Origin of the sequence: Sphingopyxis sp. J-6 (genome assembly GCF_046603995.1) — a bacterium.
In the GTDB taxonomy this organism is placed as follows: Bacteria; Pseudomonadota; Alphaproteobacteria; order Sphingomonadales; family Sphingomonadaceae; genus Sphingopyxis.
The window spans coordinates 3,905,156-3,929,059 of sequence record NZ_CP145810.1 but is presented as its reverse complement, the minus strand read 5'-3'; the positions used below and the strand labels follow the sequence as shown (position 1 = coordinate 3,929,059).

The window sequence follows — 23,904 nt, the reverse complement described above, 5'->3', positions numbered from 1 at the left end:
CCGCTCGCAAGGACGATGAGCTAGAGCCGTTCGGCCTGCACCACATTGTCCGACGCGCGGAGCGCCGACAGGATCCGCATCACATGGTGGACGTCGCGCACCTCGACGACGACATCGTAGGTGTGGAACCCGCCCTCGCGGTTCGACAGGCGCAAATTGGTGATATTCGCCATATTGGCGGCGAGGATGCCCGACATTTCGGCGAGGGTGCCGGGTTCGTTGAGGATGACGACGCATAGCCGCGCATTGCCGCCCTCGCTATCCTCCTGCCATCTGAGGTCGATCCAGTCGGCATCGACCCCGTCGGCAAGGCTGGGGCAGTCGATGACATGGACCTCGATCCCTTCGCCCGGCCGGGCGAGACCGACGATGCGGTCGCCGGGCACGGGGTGGCAGCAATCGGCGAGCTGGTAGGCGACGCCCGGTGTGAGCCCGGCGATCGATACCGCGGCGCCCTGCGCGAGCTTGCCGGGCTTGGTCTTCATCTCGGCAGTGATGCCGGGGACGAGCGCTTCGAGCACCGCATTGTCGGTCAGGCGTTGCTTGGCGATCGCGACATAGAGCGCGCTGTCGTCGTCCAGCTTGAGCCGGGTCAGCGCTGCGGCGCGCGCCTTGTCGCCGACCTTGTTCGGCAGCCTTGCCACAATCTCGTCGTACATCTTGCGGCCGAGCGCGGCGAGTTCGACCTTTTCCTTTGAGCGGACGTGGCGGCGGATCGCGGCGCGCGCCTTGCCGGTAACCGCGAAGCCGAGCCAGGCGGGCTGGGGCGTCTGCTTGTCCGACGAAAGAATCTCGACGGTGTCGCCATTGGCGAGCTGGGTGCGTAGCGGCACGAGGCGGCCGTTGACTTTGGCACCGACGGTGCGGTCGCCGAGGCCCGTATGAACGGCGTAGGCGAAATCGACCGGCGTCGCGCCCTTCGGCAACTGATGCAGGCTGCCTTTCGGAGTGAAGGCGAAGATGCGATCCTGGTACATCGCGATCCGGGTGTTCTCGAGAAACTCTTCCGGGTCGTGCGTCTGTTCGAGGATTTCGATGAGGTCGCGTATCCACCCGGCCTGCCCGTCGGGCGTGCTGCCGCCCTGCTTGTACGCCCAGTGTGCGGCGAGCCCGAATTCGGACTGCTGGTGCATGCCGAGGCTGCGGATCTGGATTTCGATCCGCATATTCTGCTGATGCATGATCGTCGTGTGCAGCGACTTGTAGCCGTTGCGCTTTGGGGTCGAGATATAATCCTTGAACCGGCCGGGGACCATTTTCCACTTGCGGTGGAACAGGCCCAGCGCGGCATAGCAATCGGCGTCGGTCGGGGTGATGACGCGAAAGGCGATGATGTCGGTGACCTGTTCGAAGCTGACGTGCCGCTCCTGCATCTTGCGCCAGATCGAATAGGGATGCTTCTCGCGCCCCGACACCTCGGCCTCGATGCCGTTTTTCGCGAGCAACTCCTTGAACTCGCGGCTGATCGCGGCGACCTTGTCCTTGCCGCCGGCGGTCAGCTTGGCGAGGCGGCCGGTGATCGTCGCATAGGCCTCGGGCTCGAGCTCGCGGAACGCAAGGAGCTGCATCTCGCGCATATATTCGTACATGCCGATCCGCTCGGCGAGCGGCGCATAGATATCCATCGTCTCCTTGGCAATGCGGCGGCGCTTTTCGGGGCTCTGGATGAAGTGGAGCGTCCGCATGTTGTGCAGCCGGTCGGCGAGCTTGACGAGCAGCACCCGGATGTCGTCCGACATCGCGAGCAGGAACTTGCGCAGATTTTCGGCGGCGCGCTCATTCTCGGTCTGCGCCTCGATCTTGCTCAATTTCGTCACGCCGTCGACGAGCCGGCCGACATCGCGCCCGAACAGGCGCTCGATCTCCTCGGGCGTCGTCAGCGTGTCTTCGAGCGTGTCGTGGAGCAGTGCGGTGACGATCGTCTCGCTGTCGAGGTGCAGGTCGGTTAAAATCCCCGCGACTTCAACCGGATGGCTGAAATAGGGGTCGCCCGAAGCCCGTTTCTGGCTGCCATGCTTCTGGACGGTGAAGACATAAGCGCGGTTGAGCAACGCCTCGTCGACGTCGGGATCATAGGCGCGCACGCGCTCGACAAGTTCATATTGCCTCAGCATCTGCTTCAATGTCGTTCATGTAAGCCCAATTGCAATGCGAAAATGACTTGCACATCCTCACAAAGCGTCCGCAACTTGGTAAAGGCGGTTGGAAGCACCGGCCCTGCGCACTAGGACCGGCACGATGGGGACCCATATTCTTGATTCGACGTCATCGGTTGCGGAGCAATCTCCCGCCGCGAAGCGTCTCTGGATCTTCAGCTACTGGTTTCCGCCGGTCAACGAAGTCGGCTCGTCGCGCGCCGTCGCGATGGCGCGCTATTTCGCCGCGCGCGGCTGGCAGGTCACCGTCATCGCCGGCGCATCGGAGGCGGTTCCGCAGACCTTCGTCACCGACCTGTCGGGTTTCGACGTTCACTATGTACCCGATAGCTGGCTGACCCGCTCGTCGAGTTTCAAGCCGGGCCGGGGCAGTATCGCGCATCGCCTCAGCACGGCGCTGCGCCTGCTGTCGTGGCCCGATCATATCCGTCCGGTCGCGCGGGCGATGAAGCGCCGCGCCCGCGACCTCCTCCGCGACCTCCCGGCACCCGATGTCGTGTTGTCGACCGCGCTGCCCTTTTCGGTCCATGCCGCCGCCCGCGATACCGCGCGGCAATGCGGCGCGCTGTTCGTCGCCGACAATCGCGACATCTGGGCCCGCAACCCCTACAAGCTGACGGCACCCTTCTATCAGTCGCTCGACAGCAGCTATGAACGAAAGATTCTCGCCTCGGCGGATCTGGTCGTCGCGGTAAGCGAGGGGATGAGCGACTATTACCGGGCGACCTATCCCGCGCTGGCGGACAAGGTGATCACGGTGATGAACGGCGTCGATGCGGGCATTGAGGATTGCGATCACTACCGCCGCGATCCGACCCGCCTGCGTCTGGTCTATACCGGCATATTATATGGCGAGCGGCGCGACGTGACGCCGCTGCTGCGCGCGGCGCAGAGGCTGGGATCGCCGGTCGGCATCGACTTCTATGGCTCCGAGCCCGAGATAGTAGCTCAACTTGCAGCCGACTTTCCCGACATCGCGATCGTCGATCGCGGCCGGGTGCCGCGTGCTCAGGCTCTCGACGCGCAATGCGCCGCTGATGCGCTGATCCTTGTCGTCGGCACCGCGCCATGGGAAGATACGCTGCTGCCCGGCAAGCTGTTCGAATATATCGGTTCGGGCCGCCCGATCGTCGCGCTCGCCAATCCTGGTTCCGATTCAGGCAGGGTCATCGCCGGTTATCAGCTCGGCATCGCGACCACGGAAGAAGATGCGATCGCCGATTTTCTCGCGCGCCTTGCGACGAATGGCATGGCGAGCAAGGCTGCGGTTCCCGCCGATCTGGAACGGGCGCACCAGCTTCGCATCCTCGAAGACCGGCTGATCACGATCCGGTTTTCCTGACGCGCCGTTGCCGTAGGACGCAACGCAGGTCAGGGGTTGCAGATCGCCGGCGCCGCGCCATTTCCTTTAGGGCAAGCTTGCCGGTGCCATAATTTTTTTTGGCGCTGGCGCAGATTATCGGATAGTGCTCGACCCATGGGAAAATTACGCGAACCGCTGAACATTCTTTACGGGGACAATTGCGCCCTGCCGCTCGCGCTCGAGGCGATGGGCGAGCGATGGTCGTTCATGATCCTGCGCGCCGCCTTCAACGGCGTTCATCATTTCGAGGAGTTCCAGCAGGAACTCAATATTGCGCGCAACATCCTGTCGAACCGGCTGTCGCGGCTCGTCGACCATGGCATCATGGCGCGCGAGGTGATGGCCGAGGACCGGCGCAAGGTGCGCTACGAACTCACCGAAAAGGGTGTCGAGCTGCTCCCGGCGATGATCGCGCTGCGCCAGTGGGGCGAAAAATGGGGTGCGGGCGTGCCGTCGACCCCGGTGCTCGTCGATACGCGCGACGAACAGCCGATCGGGCCGGTGACGATCACCGCGCACGACGGCCGGCCGCTCGGGTACAAGGAACTGGTGTGGATGCACCGCGCCGAACTCCAGCCGCTCGGGCAGGCGCGCGCGCGGATGGCGCCGGTCGCGGCGGAATGATCGCTTCGCTGCGACGCGCCCAGCGCTGATCACATAGGCCGCCATGTCGCTGTTCGGACTGTCCTCGCCGGGCCCCTTTTTCGGCAACAAGGTGCGCGCCTTCTGGAATCTCCAGATATTGGGGTGGACCGCGTGGCTTGGGCTGCGCGGCGTATCGGGGCTCGCCAACGGGCAGAGCTTTTCCTTCCTGATCCCGCAGATGATCTCGGCGATCACCGGCTTCTCGCTCTCGCTGATCCTGTCGGTCTGCTATCGCGCGCTGATCAACCGCCGCCCGCTGCTCATGTGGGGGGTCAGCTTCGGGCTCGCCGGGGTGGCGACCGCGCTCTGGGCGTTTATCGATGCATGGGTCGCGCAAATCCAGAACCCGGCGAGCGAGGCGGGGTTCACCAGCCTGCTGCTCGGCGCGGTCTATATCGATGCGACCTCGCTCGGTGCCTGGTCGGCGCTTTATTTCGCGATCAACTATTTCCTCCAGCTCGAGGAGCAGCAGGACCGCATGCTGCGGCTCGAGGCGCAGGCGGCGTCGGCACAGCTCGCGATGCTGCGTTATCAGCTCAACCCGCATTTCCTGTTCAACACGCTGAACAGCATTTCGACCCTCGTGCTGCTCAAACAGGCCGAGCCGGCCAATGCGATGCTGTCGCGCCTGTCGGCTTTCCTCCGCTACACGCTCGCCAATGAGCCGACCGCGCAGGTGACGCTGGCGCAGGAGATCGAGACGCTCAAGCTCTATCTCGATATCGAGAAGATGCGCTTCGAGGAGCGTTTGCGGCCGCATTTCGCGATCGATCCGGCCGTTGCGCGCGCGCGTTTGCCTTCGCTCCTGCTCCAGCCGCTGATCGAAAATGCGATCAAATATGCGGTGACGCCGCAGGAAGACGGCGCCGATATCACCATTTCCGCACAGCTTGCCGGTCAAAATGTCCGGATCACCGTGTCCGACACCGGGTCGGGATTGTCAGCCGACGGTACGGACCCCACCACTGGCTTTGCAACGGAATCGACCGGTGTGGGTTTAGCCAACATCAGGGACCGGTTGGCGCAGGCTTTTGGCGACCAGCACCGGTTCGACGTCCAGACGGACGCTGAGGGCGGGTTCACGGTGGTTATCGAGTTTCCGTTCCAGCCCGACGGGCAAATGACGATTGGAACCGAACGCATATGACGATCAGAACCATCCTGGTGGATGATGAAAAACTGGCCACCCAAGGCCTGCAACTGCGGCTCGAAGCCCATGGCGATGTCGAGGTTGTCGACACCGCGCTCAACGGCCGCGAGGCCATCAGAAAGATCAAGACCCACAAGCCCGACCTCGTTTTCCTCGACATCCAGATGCCGGGGTTCGACGGCTTTTCGGTCATTCAGGGGCTGATGGAGGTCGAACCGCCGCTGGTCGTCTTTGTCACTGCCTATTCGGACCATGCGATCCGGGCGTTCGAAGCGCAGGCGGTCGATTATCTGGTCAAGCCGGTCGAGCCCGAGCGGCTAGCCGACGCGCTCGATCGCGTCCGCCAGCGCCTTGCCGAGAAGCGCGGCGTGGCCGAGGTCGAAAGGCTCAAGACGGTGCTTGCCGAAGTCGCCCCCGAAGCGGTCGAGGAATATGGCGCCGAGGTCCAGCCCGACGCGCATGCCGCCGACCGCTATGAAAAGATGATCAACATCAAGGATCGCGGCCAGATTTTCCGCGTCGACGTCGACAGCATCGAGCGGATCGACGCCGCTGGCGACTATATGTGCATTTATACGGCCGACAATTCGCTCATCCTGCGCGAGACGATGAAGGACCTCGAAAAGCGGCTCGACCCGCGCAACTTCCAGCGCGTCCACCGCTCGACGATCGTCAACCTCAGCCAGGTCAAGCAGGTCAAGCCGCACACCAACGGCGAATGCTTCCTCGTGCTCGGATCGGGCGCGCAGGTGAAGGTCAGCCGCAGCTACCGCGACGTGGTGGCAAGGTTCGTGCATTAAGATGGCGTCGCCCCCGCGAAGGCGGGGGCGCTGTCGGTGTAGTGCCGGGCTGCCTGCGGCCCCCGCCTTCGCGGGGGCGACGTGCATTTAAAGCTGGTGCCCGGTCCGGTCGCGCTTCGTTGCGAGATACTGCTCGTTATATTTGTTCGTCGGCAATGCGAGGGGGAGTCGTTCGACGACCTCGACGCCTTCCTTCTCCAGCCGCGCGACCTTTTCGGGGTTATTCGTCATCAACCGGATGCGCGGGATGTTGAGCAGTTCGAGCATCCGCCCGGCGATCGCGAAGTCGCGCGCCTCGACCGGAAAGCCGAGCCGCAGATTGGCGTCGACCGTGTCATAGCCCTGATCCTGCAGCGCATAGGCGCGCAGCTTGTTGACGAGCCCGATGCCGCGACCTTCCTGCCGCAAATAGAGGAGCACCCCCCATGGCGCGTCGGCCATCGCATGGAGCGCTGCGTGGAGTTGCGGCCCGCAATCGCATTTCAGGCTGCCGAGCACGTCGCCGGTCAGGCATTCGCTGTGCAGCCGGACGACGGGCGGATTGCCGTCACGCTTGCCGATGACGAGCGCGACATGGTCCGAGGCCTCTTCGGGCGAACGAAAGGCGACGATCTCGGCGCTTTCGCTTGCTGCGACGGGCAGGCGCGCGCGCGCCGCGACCTGCAGCCGGGCGGGGTCGAGCAGCAGCGCGACGTCGTCGGCCGAACAGGCGGTCTCTGTCGCGCCGGTGGCTTCGCGAACAAAAAAGGCGGGGAGCAGTCCGGCGTGGCGCGCCATCGTCATCGCAGCCGATGCGGCGGTTTCGCTGCCGGTGGCGACGGTGCGGAAGGGGCCCTTGAGCGGATGAGCGAGGTCGAGTGCGGGGTCGGCGATCACCAGCGCCGCCGCAACCCGGTCGGCCGCGCCGGCGAGCCGCACCGGCCCCGGCGTGGCCGCGACGCGTTGGTTGGTGAGTTTCAGCGTCACGGCGCGTTCGCCCGAAATCAGCACGTCGCTGCTGCCGAACCCGACGAGCGCGTCATCGCGCGCGCTTTCGACCGCCAGCAGGTCGAGCGCCCCGTCAGGCCCGGTCACCCGGAACGGCCAGCCGCGGCGGAGCGCATCGATGGCGCGCGCCGCCTGGCGGGCGCCGGCATCGCTCGCGCCGTCGGTCAAAAAGCGAACTCCGTGACCAGCGGGATATGGTCCGACGGGCGTTCCCAGCTGCGCGCCGGCTGGACGATGCGATGCGACAGCGCCTGCGGCAGCAGGTCGGGCGTGATCCACATATGGTCGAGCCGGCGGCCGCGGTTCGACGCTTCCCAATCCTTCGCGCGATAACTCCACCAGGTGTAGAGCGGCGTCGGCGCGGCGATGAAATGGCGGCCGAGGTCGACCCAGTTCGATGCCGCCTGCAGCCTGCCGAGGGTTTCGACCTCGATCGGCGTGTGGCTGACGACGTCGAGCAGCGCCTTGTGGTTCCAGACGTCGCTTTCGAGCGGCGCGACATTGAAGTCGCCGGTCAGGACCGTCGGCTGGTCGAGCGCGCCGGCCCACTCGGTCATCCGGCCAAAGAAATCGAGCTTTTGCCCGAACTTCGGGTTGAGATCGCGGTCGGCGATATCGCCGCCGGCAGGGATATAGACATTGTCGAGCCGGACGCCCGACGGCAGCGTCACGCCGACGTGGCGCGCCTCGCCATTCGCCTGCCAGTCATATTTGCGCAGGTCGGTCAGCGGCACCTTGCTGACGATCGCGACCCCGTGGTGCATGCGCTGACCGTGAGTCTCGATATGCTCGTAACCGAGCGAGCGGAACATATCCTTGGGAAAGGTGCCGCACTCGACCTTGGTTTCCTGCAGGCACAGAATGTCGGGAGCTTCTTCGCGCAGGAATTTTTCGACGATGCCGATGCGGGCACGGACGCTGTTGATGTTCCAGGATGCGATGCTTGTCATGCGGTGGCTCTATCGGCGCAGGCGGACCGGTGCAACGATGGCTTTCTTGCTTTGCGGCACCAGCCCGCTCCCCTACCCGGCCTCCCATTGCAGGATACGCTGTTGGGAGGCCGGGTAGGGGAGCGGGCTGGTGCCGCCAGCCGCGTCAGCGGCCAAACGCAAACACCGGACAAATTAAACCCCCGTCCCAGGGGCGGTGGAACGGGGGTTCAAGGTCAGCGTTCGTCACGCTCTTGAATGAAGGCACCGGGCGTTCCGGATGGGGCAACAGGGGGAAACCCAAGTCCGGGTGCCGTGTTGGCGCCTTCGAGAGGTGAAATAGCCGCTCCTCCCTGTCGCCAAGCTGAACGAAAATGAACGGTTTTGGGCGCGTCATTGCAGTTCGTCGATACTGGGCGGCGGTTGGGCGGAAAAACGGCGCCGGTTTCGTTTGTGAAACCGGCGCCGTCTCAACAGCTTCGCAAAGGAGGGTAGCTCAGCCGGCGCGGCCGCGCTGTTTCGGCCGCGGGTCGGTCCATTTGAAGGTCGAATCGGCGACGGCGACGTTGAATTTCTGGTTGGCGAGATCGATTCGCGTCCGGTTGTTCTGCGAATCGAGCGCGACCCAGCCGCGCAGCCGGAGGCCGCCGGGCGACGCGCCGTCGCGGATGAACACCATGGTGATCGTGCCATATTCGGGGCGTTTCGGATCCTTGACCTCGACGCTGAGGACGCCGTCGTTGCCCGTCGGTAGCACCTTCGCATATTTGCTGAGGTCGCGGTCGGGGTCGAGCAGCGCGCCGAGCGGCGAATTTTTCACCGGCCAGCGCTGCACCTGCTTCACCTCATAATCGATCATGGTCAGCGAACTGCCGTCGCCGACGATCAGCAGCGGCACGCCCTTCTGATACTGGAAGCGGATCTTGCCGGGACGCTTCAGGGTCAGCTTGCCGGTCAGCCGCTGGCCGTTGCGGTCGGTCTGCGTGAAGTCGGCGGTCATCGAGCTGGTCGATTTGAGATGCGCCTGCACCGACGCGAGCGCGTTCGACGACTGCGCAACCGCAGGCACGGCCAGCGCGAGGCCGGCGGCGGCGGCAGGAGCGAGCATGAAAGCGGCGGCGCGGGTGAGGGGATTCTTCAGGGTCATCGGGCTCTCATTCTGTTTGTTCCGGCCGGTTCATGGCGTCCGGGCATTGAACATGCCCTGAACCCGCCGGTTAGATGCTGTTCAAGTCGCGGGCGCGGCGATGGTTCCGAACCGGGTCAGCGCTGCTGGCCATATTGGTCGGTGAGCACGTCGCGGCGGCCGACATGGTTGGGCGGGCTGACCAGCCCTTCCTCTTCCATCCGCTCGATCAGCCGCGCGGCGCTGTTGTAGCCGATGCGGAGTTGCCGTTGCAGCCAGCTCGTCGACGCCTTCTGGCTTTCGACGACGATCTGGCAGGCCTTGGCATACATGCGGTCCTCGGCGCTGTCGCCGCCCGCCGGGGCGCCTTCCATGGCGAAGCCGCCGTCCTCGGGATCCTCGGTGACGCTCTCGATATAGTCGGGGCGGCCCTGGCCCTTCCAGTGATCGGCGACCGCGCGCACCTCGTCGTCCGACACGAAAGGTCCGTGGATGCGGGTGATCTGCTTGCCGCCGGGCACGTACAGCATGTCGCCCTTGCCGAGCAATTGTTCGGCGCCGGCCTCGCCGAGGATGGTCCGGCTGTCGATCTTGCTGGTGACGTTGAAGCTGATCCGCGTCGGCAGGTTCGCCTTGATGACGCCGGTGATGACGTCGACCGACGGGCGTTGCGTCGCGAGGATCAGATGGATGCCCGCCGCGCGCGCCTTTTGCGCGAGCCGCTGGATCAGGAATTCGACCTCCTTGCCGGCGGTCATCATCAGGTCGGCGAGTTCGTCGACGACGACGACGATCTGCGGCAGCGGCGCATAGTCGAGCGTCTCTTCCTCATAGACCGGCTGGCCGGTGTCGGGGTCATAGCCGGTCTGGACGCGGCGCCCCAGCGACTTGCCCTTGGCGAGCGCGCCGCGGACCTTGTCGTTGTAGGAGGCAAGGTTGCGCACCGACAGCGACGACATCATCCGGTAGCGGTCCTCCATCTGTTCGACCGCCCATTTGAGGGCGCGGATCGCCTTCTTGGGTTCGGTGACCACCGGGGCAAGCAGGTGCGGAATGTCGTCGTAGACGCTGAGTTCCAGCATCTTGGGATCGATCATGATCATCTTCACCTGATCGGGACCGAGCCGATAGAGCAAAGAGAGGATCATCGCGTTGAGGCCGACCGATTTACCCGAGCCGGTCGTACCCGCGATCAGCAGGTGCGGCATCGGGGCGAGGTCGGCGATCATCGCATCGCCGCTGATATTCTTGCCGAGGATGATCGGCAGGGCGCCGGTCTGGTCCTGAAACAGCGCGCTGCCGATGATTTCGTGCAGGACGACCGATTCGCGATGCGCGTTGGGCAGTTCGATACCGATCACGGTGCGGCCGGGAATCGGCGCGATGCGCGCCGACAGCGCCGACATATTGCGCGCGATATCGTCGGCGAGGTTCGACACGCGGCTCGCCTTCGTGCCCGGCGCGGGTTCAAGCTCGTACATGGTGACGACGGGTCCGGGGCGCACCGCGGTGACGACGCCCTTGACCTGGAAATCCTCGAGCACCGATTCGAGCAGGCGTGCGTTGCGTTCCAGCCCTGCCTTGTCGATCTGCCCGGTCGGTCCGGGCGGCGGCGGCGCGAGCAGGTCGATCGAGGGGAGCTGATAATTGGTGAACAGCTCGGTCTGCGGTTTCGGCCGCGGTTTCGAGGGCGCGCTGCGCTGCGCGGGATCGGCGATCTCGGGCGGGGCACGGTCGCTGGGTTCGGCGAGCGGACGCGGCTTGACGACGCGCTCGGCCGGATCGACGATCCTTGGGTCGGTTTCGGCGGCCCTCGCTGGCATGGCGACGCGGCTGCTTTCGGCCGCGGGCAGCCGGAACCGCGATGCCCATCCCTTTTCGAGCCGCAAGGCACGCCAGCCGAGCCACAGGCCGACACCGACGAGCAGAAGGATCGTGGCGAAGCGGATCAGTGCCGCGGCGGGATCGCCCGCGCGTTCGAACAAGGGGTCGACCGCGCTGCCGACGATCAGCGCGATGATCCCGCCCCAGCCGGCGGGAAGCGGCGCACTGCTGTCGGGCGCCCAGAGCTGCAGTCCCAGCCCGACGAGCAGGATCGCGACGAAGGCCAGGGCGAGCTGGCGCTTCCAATAGGGCTGCGGCGTCACCGCCCACAGCCGCCATGCGACGACGCCGAACAACGGCAATAGCAGGACGATCGCGGCGCCGCCGACGAACAGCATCAGGTCGGCGAACCATGCCCCCGCGCCGCCCATCCAGTTCGACGGATTACCGCCAGCGGCGGTGTGGATCGCGGCGTCGGTGCCGTCGTAGGTGAGGAGCGCGAACGTCAGGAATAGCGTAAAAAGGCCGAGCGCCGCCGCCGCAGCGATCACCAGCGATCGCGCGATGCTCTGGCGGAAAACGGTGCGCCAGTCGGCCTTTGCGGTAATGGCCTTGCGGCTTGCCATGCTGAGTTCGGGTCCCTGTCGATTAACCACGGCGATATGCGCATGGGGCGGACTCGCCGTCAAGCAGGGCCCGGCCCGTTGCGCACAGCCTTCCCAATGATCGCGGCCCGCGCTACGGCAGCGACATGAGCGAAACCCTGCGCAGCGATGTCCTGATCTCGGGCGGCGGCCTTGTCGGCCAGGCGCTGGCGCTGGCGCTGGCGCATCATGGCCTGTCGTCGCAGATCGTCGACCCTGCCGACCCGGTCGCGACGATCGCGCCGGGCTTCGACGGCCGCGCCTCGGCGATCGCCAGCGCGACCTGGCAGATGTTCGAAGTGCTTGGGCTCGCCGATCGCCTCGCCGGCCACGGCTGCCCGATCCGCGCGATCAAGGTCGGCGACGGCGTCCCGGGGCAGGGGCGCGGCGGCGAACTCGATTTCGTCACCGCCGAAGACAGCGCGCCGCTCGGCACGATGGTCGAAAATCGCCGGCTACGGCTGGCGCTGGCGGCCGCACTGGCCGACGCGCCGCTCGTCCGGCTGCACATGCCGGCGCGGGTGACGGCGCGCGACATCGACGCCCATGGCGTGACGCTGACGCTCGCCGACGGAACGCAGCTCGCCGCGCCGCTGCTGATCGTCGCGGAGGGGCGCCGCTCGCCGACGCGCGATGCGGCGGGGTTCAGCATCGCGAACTGGTCCTATCATCATCATGCGATGATCGGTGCGGTCGCCCACGAACGCCCGCACGGCAATGTCGCGCACGAAATCTTCTATCCCGCCGGGCCGTTCGCGCTGTTGCCGCTCGTCGACGACGAACAGGGCCGGCATCGCTCCGCCTTCGTGTGGACCGTCTCCGAAAAGGATGGACCCGGTTTCGCCAAGCTCGGCGACCGCGGCTTCACCGCCGAACTCGAAAAGCGCGCCGGCGGTCTGCTCGGTACGATGGAGCTCGTCGCGCCTCGGATGACCTATCCGCTCGGCTTCCACCACAGCGCGTCGATCGTCGCGCAGCGGCTGGTGCTCGTCGGCGACGCCGCGCACGGCATCCATCCGATCGCGGGGCAGGGGCTCAACCTTGGCCTCCGCGACGTGGCGGCGCTGACCGAAGTGCTTGTCGAAGGCGCGCGGCTCGGCCTCGATGTCGGCGATGCCGCGCTGCTCGCGCGCTACCAGCGCTGGCGCGGACTCGACAGCCTGATGGTCAGCCTCGCGACCGACGGGCTGACGCGGTTATTCGGCATTCCCGGCCGCACCGCCGCGGCGGTACGCCGCACCGGGCTCGGCGCGGTGCAGCGGCTGCCGTTGCTCAAGCGCTTCTTCATGGAGGAAGCGCGGGGCGAGGCGGGCGACCTGCCGCGCCTGCTCACCGGCGCCGAAATCTAGGTAATATTGCGTAGGCGGCGGGCGTGTCGCCGCTAACCACGGCGATCTAACCCTGTCCTTGCGGCAACCGTGCCGCGCAGGTCGGGGGACGGGATCATGTCGGCAACAAGCGAGGCGCTCGAACAGGCGGTAACGGCGTTGATCGCGGCGCGCACCGCGCTCGATGCCGCGCCCGGCGGACGGGCGCGGGCCGGGGTCGATCGCGCCTTCGCCGGTGTCGCCGCGCTGCTCGCGCCGCGGATCCGCTATTTTACGCGCGCCTATGGCCTTTGGGCCGACGCCGAGGAGGCGCAGCAGGCGTGCGCGATCGCGATCCACCGCGCTGCCGAACGCTACGATCCCGCGCGGGCGCGCTTCACCACCTATGTGACCTGGCAGCTCCGCGCCGAATTGCAGGCGCTTCGCCTCCGCCTGCGTGGCGATCAGGGCAGCGCGGGGCGGGCAGGCGCCGCGACGCTCTCGCTCGATGCGATGATCGACGCCGGGGCCGATGCATGGCTGGCTGACCCGGCGGCGGAGGACGCCGCCGAGCGCCGCGCCGCCGATTGCCTCGCGGGGCGGCTTGCCGACCGCCTCGTCGCCGATTGGGCCGACCGGCGGCGCGTCCGGTTGGGCGGCGGCTGCAGCTCCGCCGAACAGGTGCTCGTACGCCGCCATATGATCGGGCCCGAAGCGACGGAGCGGCTGAGTGAAAGCGAGCGCCATATCGTCCGCCGTGCGCTGGCGGATATCGCCCACCATGCGGATGTGCGGCTGCACTTGCCTCCCCCACGTTCGTCATCCCGGACTCGATCCGGGATCCAGGCAACAGGCGTCGTCATGGACCCCGGATCAAGTCCGGGGCGACGAAGAAGGGAAGCTGGGCAATCTATCGAGACCCATCGTGCGTTGCACGGTCCTGCAATCGAGCTGATCACCAATATTATTGCAGCGTAGCGCGTCCGTCGTCGCCATCGAAGCGACCGAAGAATTGCATCATCTGGACAACCAGCTCGGCGCGCGCGTCGATCGGCGTCGCTTCGAGGAGCGCCTGTTTCGCCGCTGCGTCGAACGGCGCGACCTGCGCGATGCCGTTGACCAGCGTCGCATCGTCGAGCTGGCCGACCGAATCCCAGTCGACGACATAGCCCTGCCGCGCCGCGAAGCGCTTGGCTTCGCGCTCGAGGCTGGCGCGTTCGATGCTCGACAGCACCGCGTCGTCTTCGGCCTCGATCTCGATTTCGGCCTCGACCTGACGGAAGGGCGTCGTCACGTCGAGCTCGCGGCGAACGCGAAAGCGCGCGACGCCTTCGAGCACGAGGTTAAAGCGCCCCTCGTCGAGCGCCTCGACGTCGATAATGCGGCCGACGCAGCCGATATCGTACAGTGCGGGCGGCTCGCGATGTTCTTCGCCGGGAAGCTGGCGCGGCTGGATCATCCCGATCTGCCGGTCGCGCGCGAGCACCTCCTGCACCATCGCCGAATAGCGCGGCTCGAAGATGTGCAGCGGCAGATGCAGCCCCGGAAACAACACCGCGCCGGGCAGCGGAAAGATCGCGATCCGCTGGACGGTCAGGGGCGCGTCGGCGTTCATCAACCGAACAGGATCAGCGACAGGCGGCGGCGCTGCGCCGCGACCCACGAATCCTCGAGCCCGACCGCTTCGAACAGCGACAGCAATTTGGCGCGCGCGGCATCGTCCTGCCATTCGCGGTCGGCGGCGACGATGTGGAGCAGATTGTCGGCGGCGGCATCGCGCTGCCCCGCGCCGATCTGCGCCGCGGCAAGGTCGAAGCGCGCCTGATGGTCGTCGGGGTTCGCCGCGACTGCGGCCTCGAAGCCGGCAAGCTCGCCTGCGTCGGGCGCATCGGCGGCTAGTGCCAGCGCGCTCTTCGCCTGCGCGACGGCGGGGTCCGCGGCGATTTCGGCGGGAACGGCGTCGAGCGCGGCCTGCGCGCTATCGATATCGCCCGCGAGCAGCAGGGCGCGAATCATCCCGCCATGCGCGGCGGCATTGTCGGGCGCCATGTCGAGGATCTGGGCAAAGATGCTCGCGGCGCGCGGTCCGTCACCTTCGGCGAGGATATTTTCGCCCATCTCGATCAGCGGCGCGATCTCGACCGCGCGGGCGCTCGCCGCGCTTTCGATCGGAAGCTGGGCGAGGAGCTGGTCGAGAATCGCCTTGAGCTGGCTTTCGCTGCGCGCGTTGGTCAGGTTCGCGACCGGCTGCCCCTGAAAGATCGCATAGACGGTCGGGATCGACTGGACCTGGAACTGGCCGGCGATGAACGGATTGGCATCGACATCGACCTTTGCCAGCACGACGCCCTTGTCGGCATAATCGGCGGCGACCTTTTCGAGCGTCGGGGCGAGCTGCTTGCACGGTCCGCACCATTCGGCCCAGAAATCGAGAATGACGAGGCTCGTCATCGACGGTTCGACGACGTCGCGGCGGAAAGCTTCGACGGCTTCCTTCTCTTGCGGGTTCAGACCCAAAGTGGCCACGTGGGGATGCTCCTTAAAATCTGCGGGTCCGGCATCGGCCGGAAAAGACTCGCACCCGCTTATGTGGGATTTGCGGGCGATATGCCAACCCTTCGACCGTCATGTTGCGGGAAAAGCATGAAGGGGGTTGCCGACTCCGAAAGCCGGTGCTAATCGCCCGCCTCACCCGCTGGGAGCCACCCGTTTCCAGCCGCCAGAGCGGGCGTAGCTCAGGGGTAGAGCACAACCTTGCCAAGGTTGGGGTCGAGGGTTCGAATCCCTTCGCCCGCTCCAGATTTTTCCTAACGTTTTCAACGATTTATATGTCTGAGCGGCGTAATGTGCTAGTTCGATTCGCGGCGTTTTTTCGCTTCGCGTAAGCAGGACGTAATACGGTAGGGGCGAACTGCGGGGGCGTCTAGCGCACGTTTGGCGCATAGCTCGTCCTTCGCACGGCGGCTTAGCTCCGAAGTTCCAGATGAAGACGAGCGGTATCAGACGTTCGACTGAGTTTCCCCTTCGTGCCCGATGTCGGACATTCGCCAGATGTCGGAATACGTCGGAAACGCCCGTTTCCGTGACAATCATCATGTCCGCTTCCGGCCAATGGCGGCCCGGTCAATAATCCGATCAGTAAAGGTCAGGTGCCGCAAATGCCGTGCTTGTAAATCGGGGACCGCGCTTTTCCAAAAAATGCCGCGACACCCTCCTTGCCGTCCCCAACCGTCGTGTAAAACACGGCAAGATGTTGGTGAGCACATATTTAGCGTTGGCGTCGATTTCCATTCCTCCTGCAGCATGCTCGACACCTTCAGTTGATCGGCGGATGAAGCCGTTCATCGAGCGTACCTGCAAGCACGGCGAGACATGGATGAACGATGATTTCATCCAAACTGGCAATCGCTCTCGACACAGGATAGCCTCCGCTCGGTCAGCGATGACCAACTCGACGCCTGCCGCTCTTATCATCGCGGTGTTGGCTTCGCTGATGCCTGGGTCGGTGATCACAATGTCGATCTCGTGCAGTCCGCACACGACGTTGCCTGAAGAGAAACCGAATTTAGAGCTGTCGACACATAGGATCACTTCATCGGCCCGATCTATCAGGCAGCGTTCAGCGGCGACGAGCATGACGTCCGCTTGCATGACGCCCTGCCGTCCGATGTTTGCCGCGCCCATGAAGAGCTTGGGCGCGTGAAAACGCGGCATGCTCTCTTCGCCCGCGAGTGCGAGTATGATATTCTGTTCTCGGAATACCGGGCCCGACGGGACAAGAATGCGGGTGCCCGCTTGCGAAAAAAGCGCCGCTGGCCCGGCGCTCCAGCTTGAGCAACTTGCTTTCGCTCTCGATTGCGCACGGCTCGTCTAGGTTTCGGGCGCTTCGATATGAAGCTTGCGGTTGCCATGTTATGTGCTCGTCTCGCTTTACGAGGTGGTGGATATCGACGTGCCTCTTCTGGTTAAGAATAACGCCGATGCCGGTGTGCGCCATGATGGGCGCCGCCTGCATCGATTGACCACAAGCCTATGGGGGTGACGGCGGGCGGACTCCATCGGTCCATGGCGTCCGCTTGCGTGCGCGATCATCCTAATTCCGGACGGTCTGCAATCGGCCAAGGCGGTCCGTTTACTAGCGGCGAAGACTGGCGCGAATTTGAGCCCCTCTTTGTATGGCTTCATAACGGAATTTCTTAGGCCGCCATGGCGAGCGCCGAACCGAAACGGCACAGCACAGATTCAGACCTGATCAGCAAACACCGGACGCTCGCTACAGCGAAATCGTGCGCTAGCTTGCGACGATTGAGATGGATGAGGAGAATAGGATGCCGGCTCGGGCTTTCGGATGTGCGATTCTGGCGCTTGGCGCGGTAACCATGGCCTGCGCCGTCGGAGCTACGCCGGCTTTCTTGAATGAAATCATCGCCACTACGCAAACGGGCAAGGTCAAAGGCGTGTCGAGCGAGGGCGTGGAGCGCTTTCTCGCTATTCCCTATGGCGCCGATACGGGCGGTGCGAACCGGTTCCTGCCGCCAAAGCCCGCGCCCAAATGGAATGGCGTGCGCGACGCGACGCGGCCCGGCAATCGTTGCCCGCAACCGCCACTGCCTTCCAACCCGCTATTTCGATTTTCGGACTTGCCCATCAGCGAGGATTGCCTGATCGTCAACGTCTGGAGCCCGGCCGATCGCAAGCGCGACGAGCGGCTTCCCGTCATGGTGTGGTTGCACGGCGGCGGCTATGGCTTCGGCAGTAGCTACGACGGCGGCTATGATGGCAGTCATCTCGCGAAGGGCGAACGCGTGGTGGTCGTTTCGCTCAATCATCGGCTCAATGGCTTTGGTTATCTCGATCTCGGTCCGGAGGCAGGGGCAGCCTATGCGGCTTCGGGCCTGAACGGTCAGCTCGATATCATTGCGGCGCTCCGCTGGGTGCGCGCCAACATCGGCGAGTTCGGCGGCGACGCGGGCAACGTCACGCTGTTCGGTCAATCGGGTGGCGGTGGCAAAATATCGGCGTTGCTGGCCATGCCCGCGGGCAAGGGATTGTTCCAGAAAGCGATTATCCAGAGTGGTTCGGATCCCTTGATGCGAACGTCCGAGCAGGGTCTGGCCGTTCGCGCGCAGCTTCTCGCGGGGGCGGGGCTTCCGCCCGCCGATATTTTGAAACTGCGCGAGATGCCGCTCGACGCGCTCACCGCGCTGTTTGCGAAAGCCGGGATCTTGAGCTTCGGGCCCGTGGTCGATGGCCGCGAACTGCCGACGCATCCCTCCGACCCCGTTGCCTCGCCCGTTTCGGCCGACGTCGCGCTGATGGTCGGACACACGCGCGATGAGGCGACGGCCATTCTCGCGGCCGATCCGGCGTGGCCCGCAACCGACGATGCGAAGCTCGGGATGATGGCGGCGATGCTGATGGGGCCGCAATTTTCCACCGAAGGCCTGGCCCTCTATCGCTCGCGACTTCCGGCCGAAAAGCCGATGTACATCCTGTCGGATATCATGGCCGACAAGATGTTCACCCACAACGCGCAACTGCTGGCGACGCGCAAGGCCGCGCAGGCCGCCCCGGTCTATTTCTACCGGATCGACTGGCGGTCGCCCGTTATGAACGGGGTGCTTCGGACACCGCATGGGGTTGAAATTCCCTTCGTCTTCGGCACGGTTGACACGGCGGGCGAGATGACGGGACAGGGGGCGTCGCAGGATCGCATGACCGCGCTGATGCAGCATAGCTGGGGCGCCTTCGCGCGCAGCGGAAACCCGTCGACTGCCGCTTTGCCTGCCTGGCCGCGCTATGATGCAAAGACCCGTGCGACGATGATCTTTGCGGACAAGCCCGCGATGATGACCGACCCGGCCGCTGAATTGCGTCGCTTCTGGGACAAGGTCAGCGGCCTTTCAACCGAGTCTGACTAGCAAAGGCTAATATCCGATCTGCACAACCATATCCGCACGCTGCATCACCCTATCTGATAGGTCGAGATCAAATCATAAGGGAGGATGTGTAAATGATCGATCTTCGACTGGCGCACGTGCGCGGCGCCATCTGGCTGACCGGAACGGCCGCCATTCTGGCAGGGTTCCCGGCGCACGCACAGACGGCGCCGAGCGACGGCGCAGCCAGCGAGACCTCCGAAATCATCGTCACCGCGACCAAGCGCGCGGAGCGGTTGCAGGACGTCGCGGCGTCGGTCGCCGTGGTAGCGGCGGACACGCTGACCCAGCAGGGCGCGGTCAAGTTCGAGGACTATGCCGCCAAGGTTCCGGGGCTCTCGCTGACCTCGGCGCGGGCGGGGCTGACGCAGGTGACCCTGCGCGGCATCACGACCGGCCCGGCGCAGTCGGCGTCGGCTACGGCCTATTATATCGACGAAGCGCCTGTCGGTTCGGTCAACGCCTATACGGGCGGCAGCAATACGACGCCCGATCTTGATCCGTCGGACCTCGCGCGCCTCGAAGTGTTGAAGGGGCCGCAAGGCACGCTCTACGGCGCCGGTGCGGTCGGCGGTCTGCTCAAGTTCGTCACCGCCGAGCCCGATTTCGACGCGGTGACCGGCCGTGTCTCCGCCGGGGTCTCCTCGGTCCGCAAGGGTGGCACCGGCTATGCCTTCCGCGGCGCGCTCAACGTTCCGCTTGTCACCGATACGCTCGTCGTCCGCGCGAGCGGATTCCACCGCAGGGACGCGGGCTATATCGACATCGTCAACTCGCCCACGGTGAACGGCAAGGACGTCAACGAGGTCGAGGTCACCGGTGGTCGCGTGCTGATCGCGGCCAAACTCGGCGAGAACGTTCGCATCGATCTGCAAGGCATCGCGCAGGACACCAAGGTCGCCGGCAGCAATGTCGTCGACGTCGACGCGACGACGCTGCAGCCGCTTTATGGCGACCTTACCCAGCGGCGCTTTACCCGCGAGCCCGGCAAGATCACGCTGCGCCTCGTCAATGGCAAGATTGCGGTCGACCTCGGCGATGTTGGCCTGCTCTCATCGACGACTTATCAGGTCGTGAAGGCGCGCACCGCGGGCGACGCCACGACAGGCTTCGGTGCTGCGCTTGGCGGCATCGGCCTGCGCACCAACCAGGAAACGCGTGTCGAGCGAATCAGCCAGGAATTCCGCGCGGATGCGACCGGTGTTGCCAATGGCCTGCTCGATCTGCAGCTCGGCCTCTATTACACGCACGAAGACGACATCAACCGGATCCCGAGCTTCGATCCATTCAATCCCGCGACAGGCGACGCGCTACCTCTTCCGTCGCTGGCGGTCGCATCGATCCTGTCGACCTATGAGGAATATTCGGTCTTCGCCAACGCGACGGTCCATTTCGGCGACCGGTTCGACATATTGGTCGGCGGGCGTTTTTCGCATGATTATCAGACCTATGATCAGGACTATCGCGGGCTGATCATCGGCCCGGCGCCCTTGCTCTATTCGGGCACCGAAAAGGGTGACATCTTCACCTATCTGATCAACCCGCGCTTCAAGATTAGTCGCGATGCGATGCTCTATGGCCGCATCGCGACCGGCTATAGGGCGGGCGGGCCGAACGCGGTGCCGCCGCCGGCGCTGTTCCCCGGCATTCCGACGACCTTTGAACCCGACAAGCTCGCCAGCTATGAACTCGGCTTCAAGGGCGCGGTCGACACGATTTTCACGATCGATGCCGCCGCCTTCCTAACCAACTGGAAGAATATCCAGATCCAGACGAGCGCCGGCGGCTTCAACTTCCTTGTCAATGGCGGCAACGCCCGCAGCAAGGGCGTCGAAGTCACCGCGCGGCTGATGCCGGTCACCGGGCTGACGCTGGGGCTCACCACGGCATTCACCGATGCCAAGCTGACGAGCCCCGCCGTCGCCGCAGGCGGGCTCGACGGCGATCGCCTGCCGTTCGTCCCGCGCTGGGGGCATAGCCTGTCGGCGCAATATGACTGGGACGTTGCGCCGGACTGGAAGGTCAATCTGGGCGCGGCGCTCAACTATGTCGGCAAACGCGTCTCGAACTATGCGGACCGCGCCGCAAAAACGGTGCCCGACTACACGACGATCAACCTGAACGCCGGGATCGAGCACAGTGGTTGGAGCCTTGCACTGTTCGCCAAGAATCTGACCGACAAACGGGGTATCACCGCGCTCGCGTCGCAGTCGCTGACGCCGGCCGGCAACCCGTTCGGCATGGCGGTGATTCAGCCGCGCACGCTCGGCGCGGAACTGGCGTTTCGCTTCTGAAGGAGCAGGATCGGGGAAGGGGAGGCGATCGGCGTCGCCTCCTCAACCCGCTGTCGTCACCTCTGCTGCAAGCAGGTCGGCGATCGAGGTGTCGAAATGAGCATCCATTGCGGCGATGGCCTCGGCGGGATCGCGATCGGCAATGGCCCGCGCCAGTCTTTGATGTTGTTCGAGCGCGATGTCGCGTTGCTCGCGCGTTATGCGCGTGCTCCAGGCCTGCGGCACGGCCATCTCCATCAAAACGGCGTAAGAGCGAACCATCTGCACGAAAAGCGCGTTTCCGGACGCCATGGCAATCGCCTGATGGAAGGCGATATCATAGGCGGTCATCCGCGGTAAATCGCTGGCCGACGATCGCATCGCGTCGGCCAATCCCAATATGTCCTGCGCCTGGCCGTCGCTGCGTCGCGCGGCCGCCAGCCCCGCGATCCGTCTTTCGATCGTGTGCCGGACGTCCCATACGTCGACCACGCTGATCTGCGCGGTCGTCACGGCATGATCGAGCGAAGCCGCCATCACCGACCCGTCGATGGCGCCCACGCGCGGGCGGCGGCCGTTTGCCACATCGACCATATTGAGCGCCGCGAGCGCGCCAAAGGCTTCGCGCATCACCGGGCGGCTCACGCCCAGCTGTTCGGCAAAAAAGCCTTCGCCGGGAAGGGCGTCGCCGACCTTCAGATCATTGTCGCGAATATAGGAGCGGACGGCGTTCACGGCCTGCGCCGCGAGCGACGGTTTTTCCACGGAAGTCAGTATCGTCATGCCGCCACACGTGCCGCACGATAGCGGGTCGGTGCAATACCGAAATGGCGTGAAAATGCGCGCGTGAAGCTCGCATTGTTCAGATAGCCGCATCGATATCCGATCGAGGATATCGGGAGATCGGTCGCAAGGAGCATATTGCCCGCGCGGCTGAGCCTTTGTTCGGCAATCGCATCGGCGACGCTGCAGTCGAAAAGCTCACGAAAGCCGCGGGTCAGCTTGCCCCGATTCAGGCCGCACATGCGGGCGATTCCCTCGATCGTCAGCTTCTCCGCCGAGCGCTCCTCGATCACACGGCGCGCGGCCAGCAGTCGCTCGCTGTCGGCGATCGAGAGGCCCGCCGTTGCGCCGTTCGGCAACAGAAGATCCTCGACGTCGAGCCGCATCGTCTCGCACAGAAGCTCGATACATTTGGCGCCGCGATAGATTTGCTGGACACCCTCGGGAAGGGCGCAATCGCGAAGCGCGACCACAATCGACCGCAACACCGCGGGCATATGATAGGGCTGATTGTCCTGCAAAAGCGACGGCTGACCGCGGAGCCGCTCGCACGCCGCGTGAGCTACGATCAGGACCAGCCGGAGCCGGTCCGCGTCGGCCTGAAGATCGCCCGGAGTAAAGGCCGAGCGGAAATGGAAACTCCCTTCGGCAAAATCGAAAACGAAGGCATGGGCACGCTCGGGAAAGGGGCCTTCGCCCGCGGTGCCACGGCCGTAGAAGGTCACCATCTCGGGCGACACATCGATACGCGTCATCGACCCTTCCATCCCATCCTCCGTGTTTTTCTTATCGTGGTTCGATCTAACCTATCTGATAGGATAGCGCAATACCTATCAGATAGGATGCGGAGTGGCATATTCTCCCGATCCGCGGGCTGCCGAGGCCGGGCGGCGGGCCGTGGGGCCAATTCTGAGGGCCGCCCTGCACATCGGCCCGGCCTTCCGGACATGTTTTGGCTGCCCTATCGTCGCCTCTGCAAAAGGCCTCGAAGGCCTAGAATAATGGGAGGAACAGCCATGCGGGCTATCGCTCGAACCGCAGCAGCGTTTTTGGTTTCGGTGAGTGCTGTTGCTGCCGGACAAGCGTCCGACCCGGCGCAAAGGCATGTGGCCGCCGCACGCACGCTTGCGGCAAGCGACATGACCGCAATCGCCGACGGCTATTTGTGCCGGGCCCCGCAGGACGCAAATGCCTATCTTGCTCCGATTGTTGCGAACAAGGTCGATCCGGCGCCAGCGGCAGCTTTCGACAATCTCTATTATGTGGGCGGCAATTTCGTGGGCGTCTGGATCCTCAAAACCCCGGCCGGTCTCGTGCTGATCGATGCGATGTGGAATGACGACGATGCGATCAAGGTAATCGAGCCCGGGATGCGTCGGCTCGGGCTCGAACCGGCCGAGGTCAAGCACGTGCTCATCACGCATGGCCATGTCGATCATTATGGCGGGGCGCGGCACTTTCAGTCCGCTTATGGCGCGAAAATCTGGGCCAGTGCCGCCGACTGGGACGTCATCGTCGCCGACCCGCACCCAATGGCGAAGGGCGTCTCGCCGCCGATGCGCGATCAGGTCGCCGCAGACGGCGCCATGCTCGAAATCGGCGGCGAGACGATCCGCTTCGTGACGACGCCCGGACACACGCCGGGTACGCTGTCGTTGATCCTGACCGCCAAGAACGGCGGAAAGCCGATCGCGCTCACCCTGTGGGGCGGGACCGCGATGCCCGAAAACAGCGCCGGAGTTCGCCAGATGCACGCCTCGCTGCTCAAGCTCTGGCAGGCTGGCGAGGCGGCCGGCGCCGAGGGCGAGATCAGCACGCACGCTTTCGTCGACGATGGCTTCGGCCGCTTCGAACGCAAAGCCGGCGCAGCAGCCAATCCCTTCGCGCTTGGCCGTGACGGCTACGCCCGCGCGATGGGTATCCACAGCGAATGCATCCTCGCGCAGGCGGCGCGGTACGAAGCGCAAGGAAAGTGACC

The 23,904-nt window shown here is 64.9% G+C and carries 19 protein-coding genes and 1 tRNA gene; 10 read left to right on the top strand and 10 right to left on the bottom strand.

Going from position 1 to position 23,904, the window contains the following annotated elements:
* Nucleotides 1-20: 20 nt before the first annotated feature.
* Complete coding sequence (locus V6U71_RS18705; RefSeq protein WP_054731872.1) at nucleotides 21-2,114, bottom strand: RelA/SpoT family protein; 2,094 nt, start codon at nucleotides 2,112-2,114, stop codon at nucleotides 21-23.
* Between the two features lie 124 nt (nucleotides 2,115-2,238).
* Between V6U71_RS18705 and V6U71_RS18700 the strand changes: the two genes are divergently transcribed.
* From V6U71_RS18700 to V6U71_RS18685, 4 genes are all read left to right on the top strand, one after another.
* The gene (locus V6U71_RS18700) at nucleotides 2,239-3,498 is read left to right on the top strand and encodes a glycosyltransferase (protein WP_411339849.1); all 1,260 of its coding nucleotides are present in this window, start codon (nucleotides 2,239-2,241) and stop codon (nucleotides 3,496-3,498) included.
* Nucleotides 3,499-3,633: 135 nt separating this feature from the next.
* Nucleotides 3,634-4,143, top strand: a complete 510-nt coding sequence (locus tag V6U71_RS18695; protein WP_411339848.1) for a winged helix-turn-helix transcriptional regulator — start codon at nucleotides 3,634-3,636, stop codon at nucleotides 4,141-4,143.
* A 43-nt stretch (nucleotides 4,144-4,186) separates the two neighbouring features.
* Entirely contained in the window at nucleotides 4,187-5,311 is a 1,125-nt protein-coding gene (locus tag V6U71_RS18690; RefSeq protein ID WP_411339847.1) for a sensor histidine kinase, read from the top strand.
* A complete protein-coding gene (locus tag V6U71_RS18685) occupies nucleotides 5,308-6,114 on the top strand; it encodes a LytR/AlgR family response regulator transcription factor (protein ID WP_411339846.1) in 807 nt (268 codons plus the stop codon). Before V6U71_RS18690 ends, V6U71_RS18685 begins: the two co-directional genes overlap by 4 nt.
* Nucleotides 6,115-6,201: 87 nt before the next feature.
* On the opposite strand, the gene ribA is transcribed toward V6U71_RS18685, so the two are convergent.
* The 4 genes from ribA to V6U71_RS18665 form a co-directional block, all read right to left on the bottom strand.
* Complete coding sequence (gene ribA, locus V6U71_RS18680; protein ID WP_411339844.1) at nucleotides 6,202-7,269, bottom strand: GTP cyclohydrolase II; 1,068 nt, start codon at nucleotides 7,267-7,269, stop codon at nucleotides 6,202-6,204.
* Nucleotides 7,266-8,051, bottom strand: coding sequence for an exodeoxyribonuclease III (locus V6U71_RS18675; protein ID WP_411339843.1), 786 nt, complete (start codon nucleotides 8,049-8,051; stop codon nucleotides 7,266-7,268). The genes ribA and V6U71_RS18675 overlap by 4 nt, the downstream gene beginning before the upstream one ends.
* A gap of 475 nt (nucleotides 8,052-8,526) precedes the next feature.
* Entirely contained in the window at nucleotides 8,527-9,138 is a 612-nt protein-coding gene (locus V6U71_RS18670) for a LolA family protein (protein WP_411342375.1), read from the bottom strand.
* 155 nt (nucleotides 9,139-9,293) lie between these two features.
* On the bottom strand, nucleotides 9,294-11,606 hold the full coding sequence (locus tag V6U71_RS18665; RefSeq protein WP_411339842.1) for an FtsK/SpoIIIE family DNA translocase: 2,313 nt from the start codon (nucleotides 11,604-11,606) through the stop codon (nucleotides 9,294-9,296).
* 125 nt (nucleotides 11,607-11,731) lie between these two features.
* Here V6U71_RS18665 and V6U71_RS18660 point away from each other — a divergent pair, with 125 nt between their 5' ends.
* Entirely contained in the window at nucleotides 11,732-12,973 is a 1,242-nt protein-coding gene (locus tag V6U71_RS18660) for an FAD-dependent monooxygenase (RefSeq protein ID WP_411339841.1), read from the top strand.
* Between the two features lie 96 nt (nucleotides 12,974-13,069).
* A complete protein-coding gene (locus tag V6U71_RS18655) occupies nucleotides 13,070-13,909 on the top strand; it encodes a sigma factor (protein ID WP_411339840.1) in 840 nt (279 codons plus the stop codon).
* Here V6U71_RS18655 and V6U71_RS18650 read toward each other — a convergent pair.
* Together V6U71_RS18650 and V6U71_RS18645 are read right to left on the bottom strand one after the other, a co-directional pair.
* A complete protein-coding gene (locus V6U71_RS18650; RefSeq protein ID WP_054731864.1) occupies nucleotides 13,896-14,546 on the bottom strand; it encodes an LON peptidase substrate-binding domain-containing protein in 651 nt (216 codons plus the stop codon). The two genes, V6U71_RS18655 and V6U71_RS18650, sit on opposite strands and share 14 nt — an antisense overlap.
* Nucleotides 14,546-15,457, bottom strand: coding sequence for a tetratricopeptide repeat protein (locus V6U71_RS18645; RefSeq protein WP_411339839.1), 912 nt, complete (start codon nucleotides 15,455-15,457; stop codon nucleotides 14,546-14,548). The genes V6U71_RS18650 and V6U71_RS18645 overlap by 1 nt, the downstream gene beginning before the upstream one ends.
* Nucleotides 15,458-15,655: 198 nt before the next feature.
* On the opposite strand from V6U71_RS18645, the gene V6U71_RS18640 reads away from it, so the two are divergent.
* Nucleotides 15,656-15,730 (top strand) — tRNA-Gly (locus tag V6U71_RS18640).
* A gap of 336 nt (nucleotides 15,731-16,066) precedes the next feature.
* Here V6U71_RS18640 and V6U71_RS18635 read toward each other — a convergent pair.
* A complete protein-coding gene (locus V6U71_RS18635; RefSeq protein ID WP_411342374.1) occupies nucleotides 16,067-16,714 on the bottom strand; it encodes a hypothetical protein in 648 nt (215 codons plus the stop codon).
* A gap of 629 nt (nucleotides 16,715-17,343) precedes the next feature.
* Between V6U71_RS18635 and V6U71_RS18630 the strand changes: the two genes are divergently transcribed.
* Both V6U71_RS18630 and V6U71_RS18625 read left to right on the top strand, forming a co-directional pair.
* Complete coding sequence (locus tag V6U71_RS18630; RefSeq protein ID WP_411339838.1) at nucleotides 17,344-18,852, top strand: carboxylesterase/lipase family protein; 1,509 nt, start codon at nucleotides 17,344-17,346, stop codon at nucleotides 18,850-18,852.
* Between the two features lie 92 nt (nucleotides 18,853-18,944).
* Nucleotides 18,945-21,164, top strand: coding sequence for a TonB-dependent receptor (locus V6U71_RS18625; protein WP_411339837.1), 2,220 nt, complete (start codon nucleotides 18,945-18,947; stop codon nucleotides 21,162-21,164).
* Nucleotides 21,165-21,206: 42 nt separating this feature from the next.
* Here the strand turns inward: V6U71_RS18625 and V6U71_RS18620 are convergent, their stop codons facing one another.
* Together V6U71_RS18620 and V6U71_RS18615 are read right to left on the bottom strand one after the other, a co-directional pair.
* A complete protein-coding gene (locus V6U71_RS18620; protein ID WP_411339836.1) occupies nucleotides 21,207-21,926 on the bottom strand; it encodes a FadR/GntR family transcriptional regulator in 720 nt (239 codons plus the stop codon).
* Nucleotides 21,923-22,681 carry a helix-turn-helix domain-containing protein gene (locus V6U71_RS18615; RefSeq protein ID WP_411339835.1) on the bottom strand — a complete coding sequence of 253 codons (759 nt, stop codon included), beginning with the start codon at nucleotides 22,679-22,681 and terminating at the stop codon, nucleotides 21,923-21,925. Before V6U71_RS18615 ends, V6U71_RS18620 begins: the two co-directional genes overlap by 4 nt.
* Nucleotides 22,682-23,065: 384 nt before the next feature.
* On the opposite strand from V6U71_RS18615, the gene V6U71_RS18610 reads away from it, so the two are divergent.
* The gene (locus V6U71_RS18610; protein ID WP_411339834.1) at nucleotides 23,066-23,902 is read left to right on the top strand and encodes an MBL fold metallo-hydrolase; all 837 of its coding nucleotides are present in this window, start codon (nucleotides 23,066-23,068) and stop codon (nucleotides 23,900-23,902) included.
* The last annotated feature ends 2 nt before the right edge of the window (nucleotides 23,903-23,904 follow it).